Source organism: Pantoea sp. SORGH_AS_0659, from assembly GCF_031453915.1.
Lineage (GTDB): Bacteria > Pseudomonadota > Gammaproteobacteria > Enterobacterales > Enterobacteriaceae > Pantoea > Pantoea leporis.
Map to the genome: position 1 here is coordinate 1,979,890 of NZ_JAVJAK010000001.1, position 21,958 is coordinate 2,001,847.

The following is a 21,958-nucleotide window of genomic DNA, read 5'->3' on the forward strand; positions in this document are numbered from 1 at the left end:
AGTCCGGTTTTTTTTGCCTTATAACGTTGGGCCGCGCGTGGGCGAACGATCCAGCAACTCGACGCTGCCGTCTTCATTCTGCTGTTCCAGAATCACATCAAAGCCCCATAAACGGTGGACATGCTTCAACACTTCTTTGCGGCTCTTATCGAGCGGCGCACGCTGTTGCGGCACATAACGCAGCGTCAGTGAGCGATCGCCACGCAAATCCACGTTGTAGACCTGAATGTTAGGTTCCAGATTGCTCAGATTGTACTGCGCCGACAGCTGCTGACGAATGGCGCGGTAACCCGCTTCATCATGGATCGCCGCAATTTCGAGGAAATTGTTGCGGTCATCATCCATCACCGTGAACAAGCGGAAATCACGCATCACTTTTGGTGACAAGAACTGGCTGATAAAGCTTTCGTCCTTGAATTCACGCATGGCGAAATGCAGGGTTTTCAGCCAGTCGGAACCGGCAATGTCCGGGAACCAGTAGCGATCTTCTTCGGTCGGTGTCTGACAGATGCGTTTAATGTCCTGGAACATCGCGAAGCCCAGCGCATACGGGTTGATGCCGTTATACCACTGGCTGTTATACGGTGGCTGATACACCACGTTGGTATGGCTGTGCAGGAACTCCATCATAAAGCGTTCCGACACTTTGCCTTCGTCATACAGATGATTAAGGATGGTGTAGTGCCAGAAAGTGGCCCAGCCTTCGTTCATCACCTGCGTCTGTTTCTGCGGATAAAAATACTGGCTAACTTTGCGAACAATGCGCAGCACTTCACGTTGCCAGGATTCCAGCAGCGGCGCATTTTTTTCCATAAAATAGAGCAGGTTTTCCTGCGGTTCAGAAGGGTAGCGCGATGCCTCAACGTGCACCGACTCTTTCTCTTTACGCGGCAGGGTGCGCCACAGCGTATTCACCTGACTCTGCAAATACTCTTCGCGGCTCTGCTGGCGCGCCTTCTCTTCCTGCAGCGAAATTTTCTGCGGACGCTTATAGCGATCCACACCGTAGTTCATCAACGCATGGCAGGAATCGAGCAGCCGCTCAACTTCCTCCACGCCATAGCGCTCTTCGCAGTCGGTAATGTAATTTCGCGCAAACAGCAGGTAATCCACAATCGAACTGGCATCGGTCCAGCTGCGGAACAGATAGTTATTTTTAAAGAAAGAGTTGTGACCGTAACAGGCGTGCGCCATTACCAGCGCCTGCATGGTCATGGTGTTCTCTTCCATCAAATAGGCGATACACGGATTGGAGTTGATGACGATCTCATACGCCAGGCCTTGCTGACCATGCTTGTAGCGCTGTTCCGTTTCGATGAATTTCTTGCCGAACGACCAGTGCGCATAGTTGATCGGCATACCCACGCTGGAGTAGGCATCCATCATCTGCTCGGAGGTGATCACTTCAATTTGGTGCGGATAAGTTTCCAGTCCGTAACTTTTGGCTACGCGGTCAATTTCCGCCAGATAATCATCCAGCAGTTCGAAGGTCCAGTCGGGACCATCACTGAGTCGTTTACTGTTGCGGGTTGGCTCGTCAAAGATTGTCGTCATAGCGCACCTCTTTTTTGCAAGCGGCAGGAGTTACCTGTCACGATCGTTTAAGGCCTCATCCTGAGTAAAGATGGCCCAAAAAACTGAGCGAACACTTCAATGATAGTCCACTGTCGCCTATCCGAAACTGAATCTCAATCGAATTCTTTTGGCAGAAAATCATTCAAAAAGCGTTAGTTAAGCCAATACTGATGGCAAATGTTGGCTATTATTCATTTAGCAGAATAATGCTCTGTTTATAAGTGGATTGTATGACTGCGGCGCTTTCTCCTGAAAAAAGTCAAAACCGCTGCCCTCCGCATAATAAATTGCTGATTAAGGGATTTAAGGCATAAAAAATCCTGATTTTGCCGCTGTTGCATGATTTCAGTGTGCAGTCAGGTAAAAAACATGTGAAATAAGTCGGTCGAATGTAAGATTTCAATAGCGGTCGGGTTATGCTGTGTTGGGCTGGGTTAATAGTTAATTATTCTTTTGCTGCGACGAGGGGCTTATGCGCGTAGTGATTCTTGGTAGTGGTGTGGTGGGGGTAGCGAGCGCATGGTATCTGGCGCAGGCCGGACATGAGGTCACGGTTATCGATCGTCAACCTGCCGCCGCGCTGGAAACCAGCGCCGGTAATGCGGGACAGATTTCACCGGGCTATGCTGCGCCCTGGGCGGCGCCGGGCGTTCCGCTGAAAGCGGTCAAATGGATGTTCCAGCGTCACGCGCCGCTGGCGGTACGTCTTGATGGCAGCAAATTCCAGCTGGAATGGATGTGGAATATGCTGCGAAACTGCGACATGCAGCACTATCAAGAGAATAAGAGCCGCATGGTGCGCATTGCGGAGTACAGCCGCGACTGCCTGAAAACGCTGCGCGCCAGCACCGGCATTGCCTATGAAGGTCGGCAGGGCGGCACGCTGCAGCTGTTCCGCACTCAGCAACAGTTCGAAAGTGCCAGCAAAGATATCGCCGTGCTGCGCGATGCGGGCGTGCCCTATGAGTTGCTGGAAGCGCATCAGCTCAAAAATGTCGAACCTGCGCTGGCGGCCACGGCGCATAAACTCACCGGCGGTTTGCGTCTCCCTAACGACGAAACCGGCGACTGCCAACTGTTCACCCAACGTCTGGCTGCGATGGCAGCGGCGGCGGGCGTAACCTTCCGCTACAACACCTCGGTTGATCAGTTGTTGCGTGAGGGCAATCGCATTTATGGCGTGAAGTGTGGCGATGAAGTGATCAAAGCCGATGCTTACGTGGTGGCATTCGGTTCCTATTCAACCGCGCTGCTGAAAGACATTCTCGCCATCCCGGTTTACCCGTTGAAAGGCTATTCGCTGACGATTCCAATCAAGAATGCCGACGCCGCACCGGTTTCCACCATCCTCGATGAAACTTACAAAGTGGCGGTGACGCGCTTTGACGATCGCATTCGCGTGGGCGGTATGGCAGAAATTGTTGGTTTTAACACCAAACTGTTGCCAGCACGACGTGAAACGCTGGAGATGGTGGTCCGCGATCTCTATCCTGAAGGCGGATTTGTCGAACAGGCCACGTTCTGGACCGGACTGCGTCCAATGACGCCAGACGGTACGCCGATTGTCGGGCGCACGCCGCTCTCCAATCTCTATCTCAATACCGGTCACGGTACGCTGGGATGGACGATGGCTTGTGGTTCCGGTCAGCTTCTGGCTGATTTAATTTCCGGTCAGAAACCGGCGATTGCCGCAGATGATTTGTCAGTGCTGCGCTACCTGCCAGGTTTTGAGCCACATTCTTCGCCACTGCGTAACGCCAGCGCGGCGCGCTGAGACCTCAGGGAGAGTAAAAGCATGTCACGTCCAACCGGTGCCACCATCAATCAACAGGCACTGCGTCATAATCTGGCCGTTGTTCGCCGGGCGGCCCCGCAATCACGCGTCTGGTCGGTGGTAAAAGCCAATGCGTATGGTCACGGTGTGGCTCGCGTGTGGCAAAGCCTGGCAGAAACCGATGGTTTCGCGCTGCTGAATATGGAAGAGGCGATCCTGCTGCGTGAGCAGGGCTGGAAAAAACCGATCCTGCTGCTGGAAGGTTTCTTTCATGCCGAGGATTTAGCGCTAATCGATCGTTACCGCCTCACCACCAGCGTGCACAGCAACTGGCAGATTCAGGCGCTGGCAAAAGCGCAGCTGTCGGCACCGGTCGATGTGTACCTCAAAATCAACAGCGGCATGAACCGGCTTGGTTTCCGTCCTGAGCAGGCTCATGCGGCGTGGCAAAAACTGCGCGCTCTGCCGAACGTCGGTGCAATGACGCTGATGGCGCACTTCGCTGATGCAGAAAATCCGCAAGGAGTTGTTGAGCCGATGAAGCGCGTCGAACTGGCGGCGGAAGGGCTCGATTGTCCGCGTTCCCTGTCTAACTCTGCGGCTACGCTGTGGCATCCTGAAGCGCATTTTGACTGGGTGCGTCCCGGCATTATTCTCTATGGCGCGTCACCGAGCGGCGACTGGCAGGATATCGCCAGCACCGGATTGCAGCCGGTGATGACGCTCACCAGCGAAATCATTGGTGTGCAGCAGCTGAAAGCCGGTGACGGCGTGGGTTACGGTTATCGCTATCACGCCAGCGGCACCCAGCGTATCGGCATCGTCGCCTGTGGTTACGCCGATGGCTATCCACGTCATGCGCCCACCGGCACGCCAGTCAGCGTGGATGGCATACGCACGCAAACGCTGGGCGCCATCTCCATGGACATGATGATGATCGATTTAGAACCTTGCCCGCAGGCCGGCATCGGTTCAAAGGTGGAGCTGTGGGGCAATCAGGTGAAGATCGATGAGGTGGCAAAAGCCGCCGGAACGGTGGGCTACGAGCTGATGTGTGCGCTCGCGCCACGCGTTCCGGTTGAAGTTATTTAAGCGCGGTCACGCGACCGTGCATTTTCTTACTGCAGCGCCAGGCGGTCAGTGCCAGCGCTGCACCCAGCAGCATCATCAATGCCAGTGACGACTTCTCCGCAACGGGCAATGCTACGATTGCCATGCTGCCGCCCGCACCACACGCCATCTGAATAAATCCCTGCAGTGCTGAGGCCACGCCCGCTTGCTGCTGATACGGCTCCAGCGCGTAGCTGGTGGCGGGACCGACCGTGAACGCCAGGCCAGCAACGGAAACCGCCACGGGAATCATGTACAGCGCCCAATGGTTTTGCCACGCCGCCGGTAACAGCGTGGTGCCCATCATCAGAAGAATTGCGCCGATCAACATGGTGGCGAAACCCATCGCCAGGCAGAACGGGCGTCCCGCTTTGCGAATGGTTTTGTTTACGAACGCGCTAACCAGCATGATCCAAAACCCGTTGGCGCCAAAGGCGAAAGAGAATTGCAACGGCGTCAGGCCGCCTTCGGTCATCAGCACGTGTGGCGCCAGAGACACATAGGTCAGCACCATGCCCAGCGCGCCGGCATTGGCAAAGGCAAAGGCGAGAAAGCGCGGTTCACGGGCGATGGCAGCATACTGCGCCAGCGGTAAACCTTTAACGCGTAAGGTGTCCGCCGGGCGCGTTTCCGGCAGCCACAGCAGGACGATCAAGCCGATCACCACCGCATAGCCGCACAGGAACCAGAACGGCATCCGCCAGCCGTAGGCTTCGGCGAGGATCCCACCCAGCAGTGGCGCCAGCGCGGGAACGATATTCAGCGCACCATTGAGAAAGCCGTAAGCGCGTGCGGCATCCTCGCCACTGAGACGGTCACGCACGCCGCTGAAGGCCACCACCGCCGTGCAGCACACCGCGCAACCCTGAATGATGCGGGCGAGAAAGAACACCGGCCACAGCGTGCTCGTGGCGGCAATCGCGCTGCCAGTGATGTAAAGCGCAAGACCAATTAACGCGAGCGGCTTACGACCAAAATTATCCACCAGCGGACCGGTAATCAATTGGCCAATGCCCATCACCAATAAAAACAGAGGAATCGTGATTTGGATGAGGCTCACCGGGCTGTTAAGACCTTCGGCGATTTGCGGCAATGTCGGGAGGTAAAGATCAATGCCAAGCGGCGCCAGCAGCACCAGGCTAAGAAGTATTAAGGTGAATTTTTGCATTACGAACCGGACGACCTGTTAAACAATCCGGAAGGGTAATGACTCTTAGGGGAAAAAGAAAGGGATAATAAAAGCGATGCCTGCCGAAGTGCACAAGCATCGCCTCGAGGGTATTAGTAAGCGCCGTCGCGACGAACCACTACGCCAGCGGTTTTGAACAGAATCGCAATGTCAGTCCATAACGCCCAGTTTTTCACGTACCAGGAATCGAAATAGACGCGCGTATCGTAGTCAATGTCGTTACGTCCGCTGACCTGCCACAAGCCGGTCATGCCCGGTTTCGCCATCAGGTAGTAATCCACATCACCGGCATAACGCTCCAGTTCTGCTTCAATCACCGGACGCGGACCGACCAGACTCATTTCGCCACGAATCACGTTCCACAACTGTGGCAGCTCATCAAGGCTGGTTTTGCGCAGGAAGTTACCAATTTTGGTCACACGCGGATCGTTTTTCAGTTTGAAATCACGGTCCCATTCGGCACGCGCTTCCTCGCTGGTCGCCAGCAGGTTTTGCAGCACTTCCTGCGAGTTGGTCACCATTGAGCGGAACTTCAGGCACTTAAACTTCACGCCATCTTGCCCAACGCGTTCATGACCATAAATCGCATTGCCGCCGTCACGTTTCACCATCGCACACAGCAGTCCAAATACCGGTCCGAGGAACAGCAGCAGCATGGATGCCACCACGATATCGAAGGTGCGTTTCAGGAAGCGCGAAGAGCGTTTCGCCAGGTTGTTGCTGACGCGCAAAATCATCACTTCATGGCTGAAGATGAATGACATATCGGTGCCATACAGCGGCACGCCGCGCAGCGTTGGGATCACGGAGATTGAACGGCACTTCATTTTGGACAGGAACTTCAGCCATTTATCGCGCACCACTTGCTGCTCAAATTCGGTGGCGACGATAAATTGCGTGTTGTCACGGTCCATGGTTTGCCAGTTGATGTCTTTCCAGGTGATCACCGGAACGCCATTAACCTTCTCATGCTGTTGGTCATCATCCAGCGAGATAAACGCCTGCACGTTATAACCGAGGATCTCCTCGCTCTGCAGCGCCGCATAAGCTTCCATGGCATTTTTACCGGAACCAATGATGATGGTTTCCTTCTGCCACTGACCTGCGCGGTTGATGGCGCGTTTTACCACGGCACGCATCAGCGGCAGCAGCAGCAGAGCGTAAGTCCAGCTAAATACCCAAACCATGCGCGAGAAGTCCCATTTTGAAAAGGCAATCAACGCCAGATCAAGCAGAGAGAAGACGAACAGGGTTTTAATCACTTCTTTCAGTTCAAACCAAAACGGCTTGCGATAAGTGTAGTGACGCATACGCACCCAGAACCAGGCGGTGCAAAGAATAGAAAGGCTAAATTGGGCAATAAACCGGTATTCAATCTGCTGGGGCGGAATAAAGGTATCCAGTTCGCCCCAAATACCTTGAACGGTGGCGGCAGATAAAAACAATGCCAGATTTAATGCAATTAAATCCGAGAAACTAAGTGCGACTTTTGCGATGAGGTTTTTGCGCAGTCCGCTCCACGAGCGGGTTGCATCATTCATTATCAAAGTACTTGCCATAAAACCTGCTCTCTTTTCTTAAGTAAAAGATGGCCTGACCAGAATCAAGTACGCGCTCAGGAGTAGTCCGCTGAAAAATGGAAAGAATAATTCTTTCAGCGAGATATAAGTCAGTGCTGCCATAAGCGCTGCAAGGAAAGGACCGTTTGAGACGTGATGCACGTCACGAAAAGCTGCAGCAACGTTTAAGAGTATGCAGGAGTTATTTGACAGAGTTAATATGGAAATAGTCTGAAAAGGAAATAAATGACTAAAGAAATAATTGGCTATTTAATTGAAATGTATGGTTAAAAGTTAATTAATCGCGAATATTACGCTTCATTTTAAGACAGCTTTTCGGAATGACCGCCATTCACATCAATGGCGGCGCCAGCCAATCAGGCGGGTTTTTTTAATACCCACAGGTCCTGCTGCTTGTCATAGTGTCCGATTTGCAGATCGACAGCCTCTTCATCAATCCATGCCGGTACACTGGTATCCACATCCCAGCCGTCGAGTTGGTCACTCAGGCCGGGATTGGTATGGCAGGGAATACTGACAGTGTCGCCATTGTCACTATTGAACTCTGCATCAACAATTTCATATTGACCAATCTTCACCACGCGTCCCATTACATTCTCCCGTATTTGCTGGGTTGAATAGTGAGCATAGTCGTTCACACGCAGTTTACGAGCGATAAAGCCTCGGATTAATCTTTGTCTTCACTGACGCGCACGCCAACTTTCACAATCTGGTTATCTTCTTTCTCTGCTACCGTCCAGGTTAACTGCTTCCATTCGACCTGATCGCCCACCACCGGCGTGCTGCCGAGCAAACTCATTACCAGCTGTCCAAGCGACTGCTGATCGTTGGTCTGTTCATCTAACTCCAGCCCATAGATTTGCGCCACGTCGCGCAGGCGCGCTTCAGCATCCAGAATAAAGTCGCCGAAGAAGCGCTGATCCAGCGATACCGGCGGCGATTGGCTGAACATTTTACCCAAGGCGGGGAGATCACGTTCACGGCCAATCACACACAGCACATCGCCTTCTTTCAGGCGCGTATTGCCGTTGGGATGCATTAACGCGTTATCGCGGAACAGGGCGGCGATGCGGGTTTCGCGCGGCATCTGCAAATCACGCAGCGCTGCGCCGACGCACCATTTGTCGGCGCTCAGCTGATAAATAAATTGTTCCCACGGATTCTCCGGATGGATATCCAGCCCAACCCGGCTAATCGGCGAGGCGGTTGGTGGCACCACCACTTTGGCGCGTTTGGCGGCATAGCCCAGCGAAGTGCCTTGCAGCATCAACGACACCAATACTACAAAGAAAGCGATGTTGAAGTAGAGCTTGGCGTTCTCCAGCCCGGCCATCATCGGAAATACGGCGAGGATGATTGGCACTGCGCCACGTAAGCCCACCCAACTGATGAAGATACGTTCGCGTCCGGTGAAGCCTTTGAACGGTAACAGACCAACCAGAATCGACAGCGGGCGCGCTACCAGAATCAACCACAGCGACAGAATCATCGCCGGCACCGCGATGTGCCACAAATCGGAGGGTGTCACCAGCAAGCCCAGCACAATGAACATGCCGATTTGGCTCAGCCATGCCATGCCGTCAAAGGTTTGCAAAATACCGTGGCGGTTGCGAATCGGGCTGTTGCCCAGCAGGAAGCCGCAAAGATAAACCGCCAGAATGCCGCTGCCTTCCATCACGGTGGTGAGCGCAAACACGATGATGCCGCCACTCACCGCCAGCAGCGGATATAAACCCTGCGCCAGATTGATACGGTTGATCAGCTGCTGCAGCGCCCAGCCGCCGCCAAGGCCTAATACGATGCCAAGACCAAACTGCTGCACCAGATGCACCACAAACATCCAGCTCAGGCCGGACTGGCCTTGCTGAATCATGTCGATCAGCGTGATGGTGAGAAACACCGCCATCGGATCGTTGCTGCCGGATTCAATCTCCAGCGTGGAGCTGACACGTTCATTGAGGCCTTTATCACCCAGCAGCGAAAATACGGCGGCGGCATCGGTAGAACCGATAATCGCGCCAATCAGAAAGCCCTGCATCAGATCGAGCTTAAACAGCCAGGCAGCGGCAACGCCGGTTAACCCTGCGGTGATCATCACGCCAACCGTCGCCAGCGATAATGCCGGGCCGAGCGCCACCTTTAGCGAAGACGCTTTGGTGCGCATCCCGCCATCAAGCAAAATGATGGCTAAAGCGAGGTTGGAGACCAGATAGGCGACGGGATAGTTATCAAACGCGATGCCACCGATACCATCAATCCCGGCCAACATGCCGAGAGCGAGGAAGATCACCAGAATCGGAATGCCAAGGCGTGAGGAAAAGGAACTGAGCAAAATACTTGCTGCTACCAGCACGGACCCAATAATGAACAAACTGTAAATCATGCTGGTATTCAACGGCGTTCTCCTGCGGCGGGGCAAAAAAGACAAACTGCGGGCGATTCACACAGACAAGGTGGAAAGATAATGCCTTATCAATAGCTTGTCAGCGCTTAATTGCACATTTTTTCATTCTGTGGGGCCGCATCCCATACACAGCTAAATTTGTATGAAAAAACAACAGGAAATGGCGCGAAGTGAGTGGGGCTGCTGCAAAGAAAAAGCCGGTCAGTGACCGGCTTATAAAATCAGGCTTCTGCAGCCTGTTTGTGGAAAAGTTCTCTAAATACCGGATAGATGTCTTCTGGCTCGCGAATATGTTGGATTGCGAAGTTATCAAACATTGCCTGCAGATGTTCATACTCGCGCCATAAGGTCTGGTGCGCGCGACGCGTGATCTCGATATAGCTGTAATAACGCACAACCGGCAGAATATGTTTGGCTAAGATCTCGTGGCAGAGCGGTGAATCATCGGCCCAGTTATCACCATCCGACGCTTGCGCCGCATAGATATTCCACTGTGACGGGTCATAACGCTCTTTAACCACCTCATCCATCAACTTTAGTGCACTGGAAACAATGGTGCCTCCCGTTTCCTGCGAGTAGAAGAATTCCTGTTCGTCGACCTCTTTCGCCTGAGTGTGATGGCGAATGTACACCACGTCGACGTTCTTATAGGTACGGCTCAGGAACAGATACAGCAGAATGTAAAAACGCTTCGCCATATCTTTGGTGGCTTGATCCATCGAACCAGACACGTCCATCAGGCAGAACATCACGGCCTGGCTGGAAGGTTCTGGTCGCTTCTCGAAGTTTTTGTAGCGCAGGTCAAAGGTATCGATAAACGGCACGCGGTCGATGCGCGCGCGCAACTCAGCGATCTCTTTACGTAAACGCTCCTCTTCCAGTAACTGCGCCGGTTCGCTGGTTTCCACTTCGGCTAGCGTAGCTTCCAGTTCGTTTAACATGCGGCGTTTACCCGCCGTCATCGCCGTACGACGAGCCAGCGAGTTCTGCAGTGAGCGCACCACGCTGATATTAGCCGGCGTACCGTTTGAGGTGTAGCCCGCGCGATGGGTTTTATACTCGTTTAACTGCCGATGCTGATTCTTGCGCAGGTTCGGCAACGCCAAATCTTCGAACAGAAGATCGAGATATTCATCTTTAGATATCTGGAAGCTGAATTCGTCCTGGCCTTCACCATCCTGACTGGCGTTGCCCTGGCCGCTACCGCCGCTGCCGCCGCCACCTTGCGGACGTTCAATGCGATCGTTTTGCACGAAATGGTCATTCCCAGGATGCACGCGATGGCGACTGCCGCCGCGGCCCTGATGGAAGCTCGGTTCATTGATATCGTCAATTGGAATCGAGACCGATTCGCCGCTCTCGACATCGGTCACCGAACGCTTGTTGATGGCCTCGGAGATCGATTGCTTGATTTGCGACTTATAACGGCGCAGAAAGCGCTGCCGATTGACGGCGCTTTTGTTCTTACCGTTGAGACGCCGATCGATAAAATAGGCCATAAAAATCCCCCAAACTGCATTGCAAGCTTAGGCCGGGAAAACCCGGCCTCCTGTTGCAGCACCGAAGCGCCGCGACGCTTACAGATAACGATTATGAAGATTTACGCACGCGCAGATACCATTCGCACAGCAGGCGTACTTGCTTGCGGGTATAGCCTTTTTCCATCATGCGATCGACAAAATCATCGTGTTTTTTCTGCTCGTCCGTTGAGGTTTTGGTATTGAACGAAATCACCGGCAGCAACTCTTCGGTGTTCGAGAACATTTTCTTCTCGATGACCGTGCGCAGTTTTTCGTAGCTGGTCCAGTTCGGATTGCGTCCGCTATTCTGCGCACGGGCACGCAGCACAAAGTTGACAATCTCGTTACGGAAATCTTTCGGGTTACTGATCCCGGCAGGTTTCTCGATCTTTTCCAGCTCGGCGTTCAGCGATTCGCGGTCAAACAGCTGTCCGGTGTCGGGATCGCGGTACTCTTGATCCTGAATCCAGAAATCAGCGTAGGTGACGTAGCGATCAAAGATGTTTTGACCGTATTCAGAGTAGGACTCCAGATACGCGGTCTGAATCTCTTTACCGATAAACTCGGCGTATTTTGGAATCAAATAGCCTTTCAGGTGCTCCAGATACTTCTCGGCTTGATCCTGAGGGAACTGCTCGCGCTCAATTTGCTGCTCCAGCACGTAGAACAGATGCACCGGGTTGGCCGCTACTTCGGCATGGTCGAAGTTGAACACGCGCGACAGGATTTTAAACGCGAAGCGAGTAGAAAGGCCGTTCATGCCCTCATCAACGCCCGCGTAATCGTGATACTCCTGCCAGGATTTGGCTTTTGGATCGGTATCTTTCAAGCTTTCGCCATCATAAACGCGCATTTTCGAGTAGATGCTGGAGTTTTCCGGCTCTTTCAAACGCGACAGAATCGAGAAGCGGGCCAGGGTTTCCAGCGTGCCCGGCGCGCATGGCGCCGTGGTCAACTCACTGTGATCCAACAGTTTGTTGTAAATCTTAATCTCTTCAGAAACGCGTAGGCAATAAGGCACTTTGACGATGTAAACACGGTCGAGGAAGGCCTCATTGTTTTTGTTATTACGGAAGGTGACCCATTCTGATTCGTTAGAGTGCGCCAGAATGATGCCGTTGAACGGCAGGGCAGAGATCCCTTCGGTACCGTTGTAGTTACCTTCCTGCGTGGCGGTCAGCAGCGGATGCAACACTTTAATCGGTGCTTTAAACATCTCAACGAATTCCATCACGCCTTGGTTTGCGCGGCAAAGGGCACCTGAATAGCCGTATGCGTCAGGATCGTTTTGCGCGTGATTTTCCAGTTTGCGGATATCCACTTTACCAACCAACGCAGAGATATCCTGGTTGTTCTCATCGCCTGGTTCTGTTTTGGCAATCGCTACCTGCTCCAGAATCGACGGCCACACTTTCACCACTTTGAAGCGGGTGATATCGCCGCCAAACTCATGCAGGCGTTTCGCCGCCCAGGGCGACATGATGGTGCCCAGATAACGCCGTGGCACGCCATACTCTTTTTCCAGAATATTGGCGTCTTCCTGCGGGTTAAACAGGCAGAGCGGATGATCGTTTACCGGGCTGCGCTCGCCGTCGGCGCTCAGCACATAGATCGGCACACGCTGCATCAGCGCTTTCAGGCGCTCGGCCAATGAGGATTTACCGCCACCCACCGGGCCCAGTAAGTAAAGGATCTGTTTCTTCTCTTCCAAACCCTGCGCGGCGTGTTTCAGGTAGGAGACGATTTGCTCAATCGCTTCCTCCATACCGTAAAACTCTTCGAAGGCCGGGTAGCGTCCCATGACTCGGTTGGAAAAGATTCGGGAAAGGCGAGGCTCTTGCGCAGTGTCAACCATCACCGGCTCACCGATGGCCATTAATAGTCGCTCGGCAGCGTTGGCGTATGCACTGCGATCCTGTTTACAGATGGCGAGGAATTCCTGCAATGAGAACTCTTCGTCCTTGGCAGCTTCATAACGCTGACGATAGTGATCGAATATATTCATAGCGATGCCCGTCCTTTCGTTTTTAGCACAGGTAAAGGAGCGTAATAAAAGTTTGTAGCAGCTCCCGGAAGATATTCTTTATTGAGTACAGCAACCCTTATGCCAACCTGACGTTTTTTTATCGGGATACACAATTCTTATGGTTACTCTGCTCGTACAAAAAAGTCTCGTCTTACATTTAACTGTAGAAGGCATTCAGAAAACCTGCAGCCACTTTTCTCCTTATTCAGCGATATATCAATAACAAAGTCTCATAAGCACTGAGGCAATCAACCTAAGCCGTGTGAGCGATGAAGCCACTGAGAATATTTCGCTATGCTGGTTAGAGAGCATCATTAAACGTTAACCGATAGCAAAAATTTGGTTAGACTCTGCGTGTGATTGTTATATTAATGGACTGAATAAATTGTGAACCAATTCAAACTTAAAGCGCTTACTCTGGCTATTCCTTGTTATTTTGCGGCGTTCGGCACTCATGCAGAACCCTTATCTCTTGGCGCTTCGGTGATTTATGCGCAGTCACCTTATCGGGGCGGACAAGACCGCTATCTGCCGATTCCGGTGATTAATTATGAAGGTGAAAACTTCTGGTTCCGTAGCCTGCAAGGCGGCTATTACCTGTGGAAAGACCCGCAGAATCAGCTGTCGCTGACGGTGCTGGGATCGCCGCAGCAGTACGATCCGAAAGACAACGATTTGGGTGACATGAAAGCGCTGGATAAGCGCCGTATGACGCTGATGGCCGGCGCCAACTATCGCCACGTTGCCGATTGGGGTATCGTGCGCACCGCTCTGCTGGGTGATGTGCTCAATAACAGCAATGGGTTGATCTGGGATCTCACCTATCTATATCGCTTTGATTTCGGCACATTCAGCCTGACGCCGGGCATTGGTGCCATGTGGAACAGCGCCAATCAGAACCGTTATTACTACGGTGTTTCATCCCATGAAAGCGCGCGAACCGGCATCGCTGAGTATCATCCAGACGACAGCTGGTCGCCGTATGTCGAGATGAATGCCAGCTACCAAATCAGCCAAAGCTGGAACGCCAGCTTGTCTGGTCGTTACACGCGCTTCGACAGCGAAATCAAAGACAGCCCGATGGTCGATAAAAGTGGCCAGTTCACACTCTGGACCGGCATCAGTTACAGCTTCTGACGATTAAATAAACGCCTCGTAATGAGGCGTTTCTCTTGCATTGCACCAATTCAGAGCCCCATATCAGCGCAACAGGAGGAGTGATGAAGACTATCCAATTTCACGGTGAATCAGCTTTACCCGCTATTGGCCAGGGAACCTGGTATATGGGTGAGAATGCAGCGCTGCGCAGCCAGGAAGTGGGCGCACTGCAGGCGGGTTTAGATCTTGGACTTAAGGTTATCGACACGGCGGAAATGTATGCGGAAGGCGCTGCCGAAGAGGTGGTCGGCGAAGCGTTACGCGGCCGTCGCGATCAAGCCTGGCTGGTATCGAAGGTGTATCCCTGGAATGCCGGTGAAGTCGATGCTATCGAGGCCTGCGAGCGCAGTCTGCGCCGTCTGCAAACCGGTTACCTCGATCTCTACTTGCTGCACTGGCGCGGCAATGTGCCCTTAGAAGAAACCATTCGCGCGATGGAATCCTTGCAGCAGCAGGGCAAAATCCGCCATTGGGGCGTCTCGAACTTTGACCATGACGATATGCTGGAACTGTGGCAAGAGCCCGGCGGCAAATCCTGTTTAACCAATCAGGTGCTTTACCACTTAGCGTCACGCGGGATCGAGTACGATCTGTTGCCGCAGTGTCAGCAGCGCGAGATGCCGATTATGGCCTATTGCCCGTTAGCGCAGGCTGGACGACTGCGACAGGCGCTGTTTGACGATGCGCATCTTAAACAGATTGCACAACAGAAGGGCATCAGCGTGGCGCAAGTGCTATTGGCTTGGGTGATCCGTCAGCAAGGCGTTTTGGCCATTCCTAAAGCCAGCAGCGTTGCACATGTGCAGCAAAACGCGGCCGCGCTTAGCATCAATTTGACTGATGAAGAGCTGAGCATCATTGATCGGGCGTTTCCTGCGCCTCAATCTAAAACTGCATTAGATGTGGTTTAGCGGCGCAACGGCGCCGCATCTTATTACTTATTAACGATACGAATTGTGGTGCCCAAACGCGCAGGGGATTCACCCGCGCTTTTTAACGGCTTGCTAATGCGCGCCGTTTCCACGCACACCATGGTTTTATAGCCTTCATTTGGCATGTCCCCCATGCTGCATGATAACTCCGGACCTGGATTCCACGTGACAACGTCACTCTGATAGTGGTGATAGACTTCAATCTGGCGTTTGCCCGCTTTATCGTGAATCACGCTGCAGTCATCCGCTGCGGTGTGAATACGATCCACGCGGTTGGGATAGGTCTGCTTGCCGTCGGATGCGCCAATCGCATTATCGTTAACCTTATCGATAAAACTGTTACCTAATCCGCTCACTTCGACCTGTGTGATATCCGCAATCTGGAAGTAGCTGTGCAGCGCTGCGGTGGCTTCATAGTCGCCGTAAGCTTCCAGCTCAATTTCACAATGCTCAGCAATCCGGAAGCGAGCGAGCAGGGTGAAATCGTGTGGCCAGAGCTTTTTGGTTTGTGCGTTGCTTTCCAGCGTAAAAGTCAGCATTACCGCATCTTCGTTTTCGTCATGGGCGGTCAGCGTCCACGGCATATTGCGTGCAAAACCGTGCGCCGGTTCACCTGCCGGACCGAACCACGGCCAGCAAATAGGCACGCCGCCGCGGATTGCTTTACCTGTAGTAAATGGGGTCTTTTCACTGAGCCAAATCACCGGTTTTTGGCCGCTAGGCTGCCACGAAAGCAGATGCGCACCTTGCAGGGCAATCGCCGCTCGCACTTTAGGATGGCTGATCACTACAATTGGCAAATCACCCTGCTGACGCTGTGACAGATAAGGGGTGATTTGATTCACTACCGGAAGGGTATAAAGCGTATCTTGCATGGTCAGACCTTCTCTTTTATCCAGTCGAAAAAAAGGGGCGACCGAAGTCACCCCTTGTCCGTTTAGCCGGTTAGCTTACTTAGAAGCAACCAGTGCAATCAGATCGAGAACTTTGTGTGAGTAGCCAGTTTCGTTATCGTACCAGGAAACCAGTTTCACGAAGTTGTCGTTCAGAGCGATGCCTGCTTTAGCGTCAAATACTGAAGTCAGGGTTTCGCCGTTGAAGTCGGTAGAAACCACGTCGTCTTCGATGTAGCCCAGAACGCCTTTCATTTTGCCTTCTGACTCAGCTTTGATCACTGCACAAATTTCTTTGTAAGTCGCTGGTTTTTCCAGGCGAACAGTCAGGTCAACAACAGACACGTTTGGAGTAGGAACGCGGAACGCCATACCGGTCAGTTTGCCGTTCAGCTCTGGCAGAACAACGCCAACTGCTTTAGCTGCACCGGTAGAAGATGGGATGATGTTCTGCGCTGCGCCACGGCCGCCGCGCCAGTCTTTGTGAGACGGGCCATCAACGGTTTTCTGCGTCGCGGTGGTTGCGTGAACGGTGGTCATCAGACCTTCAACGATACCGAAGTTGTCGTTGATAACTTTAGCCAGTGGAGCCAGGCAGTTAGTGGTGCAAGACGCGTTAGAAACGATGTCCTGGCCAGCATATTTGTCAAAGTTAGCGCCACGTACGAACATCGGGGTGCTGTCTTTAGATGGACCAGTCAGAACCACTTTCTTCGCGCCAGCAGTGATGTGTTTACGTGCAGTTTCGTCGGTCAGGAAGATACCGGTCGCTTCAGCAACAACGTCAACACCCACTTCGTCCCACTTCAGGTTAGCCGGGTCTTTCTCAGCGGTAACACGGATTTTCTTACCGTTAACAATCAGTGCACCGTCTTTCACTTCTACAGTGCCGTCAAAACGACCGTGAGTAGAGTCATACTTCAGCATGTATGCCATGTAATCGGCGTCGAGCAGATCGTTGATCGCGACGATTTCGATGTCAGAACGCTGCTGCGCAGCACGGAAAACGATGCGACCGATACGGCCAAAACCGTTAATACCTACTTTGATAGTCATATATTCCACCAGCTATTTGTTAGTGAATAAAAGGTTGGCTGTAAAATTACAAAAACCTTACCAGGCGTCAAGCGGAATCGTGTCAATTGTTGCGACAGGTCAATTCCAACACCAGGAATAATTCGTTGCGCAATCGCTTACGCAGCACCCTTATTGCGCGCCTATGTTACGCCGAATGCGGGCTGAAAAGGGATGACTTTTATAAAGGGTGATCGCCATCACAAAATCGTGCTGTGGAACAGATGTCGGAGGCGTTAGCACGAAAAAAGACCCGATAGATGTTGTACGTTTGTTAGAATACTAGTCGATTTTTTCAGAATGACACTCCGGAACTCAAAATGGCTAAAGACACCGCACCCGACGCAAAAATTGCGCAGCTTTCCGAAATGCAGCGCTATGTCACTCAGCATCGTGGAACGGAGCCCCCTTTCTCGGGCGCCTTGCTGCACAACAAGCAGGAAGGGATTTACCACTGCTTAGTTTGTAATTCGCCGCTGTTTCTCTCCGAAACCAAATACGATTCAGGCTGTGGCTGGCCAAGTTTCTATCAGCCTTTCAGTGACGACGCCATCCGCTATCTGGAAGATGATTCTCACGGCATGCAACGGGTTGAGATTCGCTGTGGCAACTGTGATGCACATTTGGGACATGTGTTCCCGGATGGCCCACAACCGAGCGGCGAGCGCTACTGCGTGAACTCCGCCTCGCTAAACTTCACTGATGAGCAGGGCAATCAGCAAGAGGGTTAAGCATGAAACAGGAACTGGAAGCGATGCTGGAGGCGATGACGCCGGAAGTGTACGAGCGGCTCTCCACGGCGGTTGAAATCGGCAAATGGCCAGATGGCGTCGCGCTGACGCCAGAGCAGAAAGAGAATTGTCTGCAGCTGGTGATGTTGTGGCAGGCTCGCCACAATGACGATCCGCAACATATGACCATCAGCAAAGGTGGGGATATGGTGATGAAATCGAAGAAACAGCTGAAAGAAGAGTTCGGCATTGAGCCCGACGTGACGCGCATCAACCTGCACTAAAAATCAAAAGGGCCGGTTCTCACCAGCCCCTTATTTTCAGATTAATACCGCACCTTGTGCTTCCATCTGAGCGAAAGCAATTTCACTGTCATCCGGATTCAGGTTCACACCGCGGCAGCCCTCTTTAACCACCTCCACGTTGTAACCCAACTCCAGCGCATCCAGCACGCTGTATTTGACGCAGTAATCGGTCGCAATACCCAACATCACTAAATCGCTAATGCCGCGCTCGCGCAGCCAACTGTCGAGTTCTGTCTTGCGTCGATGGCCGTTATCAAAGAAGGCGCTGTAGCTATCCACCTCAACATCGCCCCCTTTATGGAACACGGCATCTATCAGAGAGCGATCGAGATCGGGATGAAAATCCGCCCCGACAGAATTCTCAATACCGTGATCGGGCCACCAGATCTGCGCTAGACCGTTTAATTCGCCCAGCGTGTAGACCGGCTCGCCGGAGATCGAGGCGAAACTGCCGTGATTGGCTGGATGCCAGTCTTGCAATGCCACCACACATTCACCCCGATCGTGAAACTCACGCGCAAATCGATTGGCGACGGCAACCGTTTGGTCACCCTCACGCACCGCCATTGGGCCGCCGGGGCAAAAATCGTTCTGAATATCGATGATTATCAATGCCCGCTTCATTGGTTTCGCTCCGTATCAATCTTCGGTCAGTTCGCCGCGTAAATTCTGCTGCATTTTGGCACGAATTTCCGCGCTGGTGAGGTTCTGACTCAATAAAAAATGCAGTTTGGTCAAAGTGGCCTCAACGGTGAGATCAAAACCGCTGATCACGCCCGCATGCTCAAGCGCATTGCCGGTGGCATAGCCGCCCATATTCACTTTGCCGGACATACACTGCGTCAGATTCACCACCACAATGCCGCGATCGCTGGCCTGTTGCAGTTCCGAAAGAAACTCTGCATTTTGCGGCGCGTTGCCAACGCCGTAAGAGCGCAGGATCAAGGCTTTCACCGGCTGACGCAGGAAATTACCCACCACGTCGGCAGAGATACCCGGATAAATCGTCACCACGCCAATCGGCTGTGGTGTAATCGGATGCACAATCAGCTCGCCGTGACCTTGCGGTGCGGGCGGGGTGTTTAACCGGCGGATATGAATACCCGCTTCCAGCAAAGGCGCCAGGTTTGGCGATGCAAAGGCATTAAAGCCGTCAGCATGTGCCTTAGTGGTACGGTTGCCGCGGAATAGCGTGTTGTTGAAAAACAGGGCAACTTCACTGATCGGATAATTGGCCGCCACATACAGCGAGTTCAGCAGGTTTTGCTGCCCATCAGAACGCAATTCTGCCAGGGGAATTTGCGAGCCGGTGACAATCACCGGCTTAGCGAGGTTCTCCAGCATAAAGGAGAGCGCCGAAGCGGTGAAAGCCATGGTGTCGGTACCATGCAAAATCACAAAGCCATCGTAGCGATCGTAGTTTTGCTTAATATCGTTCGCAATCGATTGCCAATCCTGCGGCGTCATGTCCGAGGAGTCCATCAGCGGCTGATATTCATGGATGGTGAAATCCGGCATTTCAGGCCGATGGAATTCGGGCATGTTTGCCAGCTGCTGTTGCAGATGACCCGATACCGGAATGTAGCCCTGCGCAGAGCGCTGCATCCCGATGGTGCCGCCGGTGTAGGCTACGTAGATATTTTTCTTTTGCATGAAGGAACTCAGACTTGCCGTAAAACGCGCAGTATAAGGGGATTACGAACGAAAAGCAGCCCGACCAGCGGCCGGGCTGTAAAGATTAGCGTACGTTGCCGCAGTTCAGGCAGAAAGCGTAGCGATTTTGCGGATCGTTGAGGTTATTCAGTAAGCCAGGTTGCTGTTTCATTGCGCTCATTACGTCCAGCATTGGCGCAGGCAGCCAGACTTTCAGCGCAGCCGGCAACACCGCCTGAACCGACGCGTTCATCTGATTCAGCAGCAGATCGATCATGCCCGGATCGTCCTGATACCAGCTCAACTCCGGCTTAGCGACTTTCGCCAGCTCAGCAGCTTTCGCCACGGCATCGTCAAAGTCACCCAACGCATCGACCAAACCATTGGCTTTGGCATCGCTACCGGTCCAGACGTGACCCTGTGCAATCGCATTGATCTCCTCAGGCGTTTTGTGACGCGAGGCCGCTACCAGGCCCACGAAGTTACGATAGCCGTTCTCAATGGTCAGCTGCATCAGCTGCTGCACTTCGGTTGGCAGCGCTTTGGTGGTGGCGACATCCGCCAGCGGCGATGTGGCGACGCCGTCAGTATGCACACCCACCGAACTCAGGCTGTTTTCAACGGTGTTAATCACGCCAAAGATACCGATGGAACCGGTCAGCGTGCTGGGTGCCGCCACGATGTAATCGGCAGGCGTTGAAATCCAGTAACCGCCGGAAGCCGCCATGCCGCCCATTGAGACCACCACCGGTTTACCCGCATCGTGGGCTGCCGCCAGCTCTTCACGAATCGCTTCCGATGCCGTGACGCTGCCGCCAGGGCTGTTGACACGCAACACAATGGCTTTGATTTTAGCATCCAGGCGCGCATCGCGGATTTGCGACGCCGTGGTATCACCGCCGACGTTTCCGGCACTCTCTTCACCGTCCATAATCGCACCGCTGGCGAGGATCACGGCGATATTGCCATCCTGGCTCTGCAGCGGCTGTTTAACGGTGTAATCGTAGATACTCACGCTACGGTAATCGTTATTCGCCTTATCCCAGCCGAAGGTTTTCACCAGTTCCTGATCGGCGGCTGCACGCGTATCCAGTACATCCACCAATTTATTATTCAGCGCATATTTCGCGGTATCACCTTGCACCGCTTGCAAGCCGCTAATGATGCCAGCTGCACCTGGGAACAGCTGTTCTGGTGTAATTTGACGATTGGCTGCCACAGTATTCAGATAATTCTGCCACAGCTGGCCAATCCAGCGCCCATCAGCGTCGCGCGCTTCCGGTGACATATCGTCACGCAGGAACGGCTCAACCGCAGATTTATAAGTGCCTACGCGGAATACATGCGAATTAACTTTCAGCTTTTCCAGCAAAGTCTTGTAGTACAGGCCGTTGGTGGCGAAACCGTGCAGATCGACCGTGCCCTGAGGTGAGAGATACACCTTGTTGGCGTAGCTGGCGATGTAGTATTGCGCCTGGCTGTAGCTGTCGCCGACCGCATAAATAGGTTTGCCGGCGTCACGGAATTCGCGCAGTGCTTTACCCACATATTGCAGCGAAGGTTGATCGCCACCGGCAAAGTCACGCAGCTCCAGCACGATGCCAGTGATGTTTTTATCGGTTTTTGCCTGGCGGATCGCATCGACGACATCGAACAAGGAATTCTCCTGCAGACGATCGCTATTGGCGCCTAACAGTTGACGGCTAATACGACTCAGACGATTGCTGACAGAAGGTTTATCGACCAGCACTCCGCTCAGATCGATTTTCAATGCGCCTTGCTGTACAGGCTCACTGCTATTGGAACTGGAAACCTGCAGCCAAATCCCGACGCCCGCCAGGATCAAAACAATAAGAAATAAATTAAGAATAAATTCCCGAATAAAATTCAGTACCCGCCAGGTCCAGCGGAACAGACCGGAAATAATTCGCCACAAAGTGCGCATAAACTCTCCATATTCACGTAGCAGGGCAGCCAGCACGCGGTCTGCCCCGATGTCGGGTTCATCCTAAAGAGCGGCGTGCGAAAAGTCAG

Annotated in this window: 18 protein-coding genes; 6 read left to right on the forward strand and 12 right to left on the reverse strand. The window is 53.0% G+C overall.

All coding sequences use genetic code 11. The features are described 5' to 3' along the window. Positions 1-18 precede the first annotated feature (18 nt). Complete coding sequence (locus Q3H59_RS09245) at positions 19-1,554, reverse strand: SpoVR family protein (protein ID WP_101764205.1); 1,536 nt, start codon at positions 1,552-1,554, stop codon at positions 19-21. 493 nt (positions 1,555-2,047) lie between these two features. Between Q3H59_RS09245 and Q3H59_RS09250 the strand changes: the two genes are divergently transcribed. Next, a complete protein-coding gene (locus Q3H59_RS09250) occupies positions 2,048-3,349 on the forward strand; it encodes a D-amino acid dehydrogenase (protein ID WP_101764206.1) in 1,302 nt (433 codons plus the stop codon). Between the two features lie 21 nt (positions 3,350-3,370). Next, positions 3,371-4,441, forward strand: coding sequence for a catabolic alanine racemase DadX (gene dadX, locus Q3H59_RS09255; RefSeq protein WP_309834416.1), 1,071 nt, complete (start codon positions 3,371-3,373; stop codon positions 4,439-4,441). Here the strand turns inward: dadX and Q3H59_RS09260 are convergent. The 6 genes from Q3H59_RS09260 to yeaG form a co-directional block, all read right to left on the reverse strand. Next, positions 4,434-5,627 carry a multidrug effflux MFS transporter gene (locus Q3H59_RS09260; protein ID WP_309834418.1) on the reverse strand — a complete coding sequence of 398 codons (1,194 nt, stop codon included), beginning with the start codon at positions 5,625-5,627 and terminating at the stop codon, positions 4,434-4,436. The genes dadX and Q3H59_RS09260 overlap by 8 nt on opposite strands. Positions 5,628-5,740: 113 nt before the next feature. Then, positions 5,741-7,207, reverse strand: a complete 1,467-nt coding sequence (gene wbaP / locus Q3H59_RS09265; protein WP_008110368.1) for an undecaprenyl-phosphate galactose phosphotransferase WbaP — start codon at positions 7,205-7,207, stop codon at positions 5,741-5,743. Positions 7,208-7,584: 377 nt separating this feature from the next. Further along, positions 7,585-7,818: a DUF1480 family protein gene (locus Q3H59_RS09270; RefSeq protein ID WP_110866277.1), complete on the reverse strand. Its 234-nt coding sequence runs from the start codon at positions 7,816-7,818 to the stop codon at positions 7,585-7,587. Between the two features lie 77 nt (positions 7,819-7,895). Continuing rightward, positions 7,896-9,623 carry a potassium/proton antiporter gene (locus Q3H59_RS09275; protein ID WP_101764211.1) on the reverse strand — a complete coding sequence of 576 codons (1,728 nt, stop codon included), beginning with the start codon at positions 9,621-9,623 and terminating at the stop codon, positions 7,896-7,898. A gap of 230 nt (positions 9,624-9,853) precedes the next feature. Beyond that, positions 9,854-11,131 carry a YeaH/YhbH family protein gene (locus Q3H59_RS09280; protein WP_101764212.1) on the reverse strand — a complete coding sequence of 426 codons (1,278 nt, stop codon included), beginning with the start codon at positions 11,129-11,131 and terminating at the stop codon, positions 9,854-9,856. A 91-nt stretch (positions 11,132-11,222) separates the two neighbouring features. Further along, the gene (yeaG, locus tag Q3H59_RS09285; RefSeq protein WP_008110364.1) at positions 11,223-13,157 is read right to left on the reverse strand and encodes a protein kinase YeaG; all 1,935 of its coding nucleotides are present in this window, start codon (positions 13,155-13,157) and stop codon (positions 11,223-11,225) included. Between the two features lie 408 nt (positions 13,158-13,565). On the opposite strand from yeaG, the gene Q3H59_RS09290 reads away from it, so the two are divergent. Both Q3H59_RS09290 and Q3H59_RS09295 read left to right on the forward strand, forming a co-directional pair. Beyond that, the gene (locus Q3H59_RS09290) at positions 13,566-14,315 is read left to right on the forward strand and encodes a MipA/OmpV family protein (RefSeq protein ID WP_309834426.1); all 750 of its coding nucleotides are present in this window, start codon (positions 13,566-13,568) and stop codon (positions 14,313-14,315) included. Between the two features lie 80 nt (positions 14,316-14,395). After that, a complete protein-coding gene (locus tag Q3H59_RS09295) occupies positions 14,396-15,247 on the forward strand; it encodes an aldo/keto reductase (RefSeq protein WP_271459694.1) in 852 nt (283 codons plus the stop codon). 23 nt (positions 15,248-15,270) lie between these two features. Here the strand turns inward: Q3H59_RS09295 and Q3H59_RS09300 are convergent, their stop codons facing one another. Together Q3H59_RS09300 and gapA are read right to left on the reverse strand one after the other, a co-directional pair. After that, positions 15,271-16,143: a D-hexose-6-phosphate mutarotase gene (locus tag Q3H59_RS09300; RefSeq protein WP_309834429.1), complete on the reverse strand. Its 873-nt coding sequence runs from the start codon at positions 16,141-16,143 to the stop codon at positions 15,271-15,273. Positions 16,144-16,218: 75 nt separating this feature from the next. Beyond that, positions 16,219-17,217: a glyceraldehyde-3-phosphate dehydrogenase gene (gapA, locus tag Q3H59_RS09305; RefSeq protein ID WP_007889697.1), complete on the reverse strand. Its 999-nt coding sequence runs from the start codon at positions 17,215-17,217 to the stop codon at positions 16,219-16,221. Positions 17,218-17,555: 338 nt separating this feature from the next. Between gapA and msrB the strand changes: the two genes are divergently transcribed. Together msrB and Q3H59_RS09315 are read left to right on the forward strand one after the other, a co-directional pair. Beyond that, the gene (gene msrB / locus Q3H59_RS09310) at positions 17,556-17,966 is read left to right on the forward strand and encodes a peptide-methionine (R)-S-oxide reductase MsrB (RefSeq protein ID WP_101764216.1); all 411 of its coding nucleotides are present in this window, start codon (positions 17,556-17,558) and stop codon (positions 17,964-17,966) included. A 2-nt stretch (positions 17,967-17,968) separates the two neighbouring features. Beyond that, positions 17,969-18,250: a YeaC family protein gene (locus tag Q3H59_RS09315; protein WP_101764217.1), complete on the forward strand. Its 282-nt coding sequence runs from the start codon at positions 17,969-17,971 to the stop codon at positions 18,248-18,250. 36 nt (positions 18,251-18,286) lie between these two features. On the opposite strand, the gene pncA is transcribed toward Q3H59_RS09315, so the two are convergent. From pncA to sppA, 3 genes are all read right to left on the reverse strand, one after another. Further along, positions 18,287-18,895: a bifunctional nicotinamidase/pyrazinamidase gene (gene pncA, locus Q3H59_RS09320; RefSeq protein ID WP_101764218.1), complete on the reverse strand. Its 609-nt coding sequence runs from the start codon at positions 18,893-18,895 to the stop codon at positions 18,287-18,289. A gap of 15 nt (positions 18,896-18,910) precedes the next feature. Beyond that, positions 18,911-19,924, reverse strand: coding sequence for an asparaginase (ansA, locus tag Q3H59_RS09325; protein WP_101764219.1), 1,014 nt, complete (start codon positions 19,922-19,924; stop codon positions 18,911-18,913). A gap of 85 nt (positions 19,925-20,009) precedes the next feature. Further along, on the reverse strand, positions 20,010-21,869 hold the full coding sequence (gene sppA, locus Q3H59_RS09330) for a signal peptide peptidase SppA (protein WP_309834434.1): 1,860 nt from the start codon (positions 21,867-21,869) through the stop codon (positions 20,010-20,012). Positions 21,870-21,958 lie beyond the last annotated feature (89 nt).